Origin of the sequence: Burkholderia sp. SIMBA_051 (genome assembly GCF_046534915.1) — a bacterium.
Classification (GTDB): domain Bacteria; phylum Pseudomonadota; class Gammaproteobacteria; order Burkholderiales; family Burkholderiaceae; genus Burkholderia; species Burkholderia ambifaria.
Genome location: NZ_JAWRXS010000486.1, coordinates 1 through 260, shown reverse-complemented (window position 1 = coordinate 260; position 260 = coordinate 1). Strand labels below are relative to the sequence as shown.

Annotated in this window: 1 pseudogene; it reads right to left on the bottom strand. The window is 81.2% G+C overall.

The window, feature by feature from the left end:
- Positions 1–90: 90 nt before the first annotated feature.
- A pseudogene (locus tag SB771_RS35395) lies at positions 91–260 on the bottom strand (NAD(P)H-quinone oxidoreductase); the annotation flags it as partial.

Below are 260 nucleotides of genomic sequence, written 5' to 3'. Positions count from 1 at the left end.
AGAGCACGATCAGCGCCGCGAGGCATGCGGCCGCGGCCAGCGCGTAGCCCGGCCGGGCCGCGACCGCGGCGGGTGCGGGCGTGGGCCCGCTCATGCGGCCTCGGCGGCGGCCAGGGCCGCGGCTGCGCGGGCCAGCCTCACGCCGAGCGACGCCGCGAGCGTCTTCTCGTCGGCCGACAGCCCCCCGGCGGCGCTGCGCTCGTGCGGCGACACGTGCGACGCGCCGTACGGCGTGCCGCCGGTGCGCGTCGTGCTGAGGG